The following is a 1,100-nucleotide window of genomic DNA, read 5'->3' on the forward strand; positions in this document are numbered from 1 at the left end:
ACGAAGCTCTTGATCGAAGCCCCGGTAAACGGCGGCCGTAACTATAACGGTCCTAAGGTAGCGAAATTCCTTGTCGGGTAAGTTCCGACCTGCACGAATGGCGTAATGATGGCCACGCTGTCTCCACCCGAGACTCAGTGAAATTGAAATCGCTGTGAAGATGCAGTGTACCCGCGGCTAGACGGAAAGACCCCGTGAACCTTTACTACAGCTTGGCACTGAACATTGAACCTACATGTGTAGGATAGGTGGGAGACTATGAAATTGCGTCGCTAGATGTGATGGAGTCGTCCTTGAAATACCACCCTTGTAGTTTTGATGTTCTAACGTTGGTCCCTGAATCGGGATTACGGACAGTGCCTGGTGGGTAGTTTGACTGGGGCGGTCTCCTCCCAAAGAGTAACGGAGGAGCACGAAGGTGGGCTAAACACGGTTGGACATCGTGTGGTTAGTGCAATGGCATAAGCCCGCTTGACTGCGAGAATGACAATTCGAGCAGGTGCGAAAGCAGGTCATAGTGATCCGGTGGTTCTGAATGGAAGGGCCATCGCTCAACGGATAAAAGGTACTCCGGGGATAACAGGCTGATACCGCCCAAGAGTTCATATCGACGGCGGTGTTTGGCACCTCGATGTCGGCTCATCACATCCTGGGGCTGAAGTCGGTCCCAAGGGTATGGCTGTTCGCCATTTAAAGTGGTACGCGAGCTGGGTTTAGAACGTCGTGAGACAGTTCGGTCCCTATCTGCCGTGGGCGTTGGAAAATTGAAAGGGGCTGCTCCTAGTACGAGAGGACCGGAGTGGACGAACCTCTGGTGTTCGGGTTGTCATGCCAATGGCATTGCCCGGTAGCTACGTTCGGAATCGATAAGCGCTGAAAGCATCTAAGCGCGAAGCGAGCCTTGAGATGAGTTTTCCCTGGCACTATAAGTGTCCTAAAGGGTTGTCGTAGACTACGACGTTGATAGGCAGGGTGTGTAAGTGCTGCGAGGCATTGAGCTAACCTGTACTAATTGCCCGTGAGGCTTAACCATACAACACCCAAGGGGTTTTGTGGACTCAAAGAGACAGACCTTGAATGCGTTTGAAGAGACTTTTATT

General features: G+C 51.8%; 1 rRNA gene (cut by a window edge). It reads left to right on the forward strand.

Annotation, left to right across the window (positions count from 1 at the left end):
* Nucleotides 1-1,033 (forward strand): 23S ribosomal RNA (locus ACED48_RS20315) (its annotated part extends 1,420 nt beyond the left edge of the window); the annotation flags it as partial.
* Nucleotides 1,034-1,100 lie beyond the last annotated feature (67 nt).

Origin of the sequence: Vibrio sp. 5S239 (assembly GCF_041439575.1) — a bacterium.
In the GTDB taxonomy this organism is placed as follows: domain Bacteria; phylum Pseudomonadota; class Gammaproteobacteria; order Enterobacterales; family Vibrionaceae; genus Vibrio; species Vibrio kanaloae.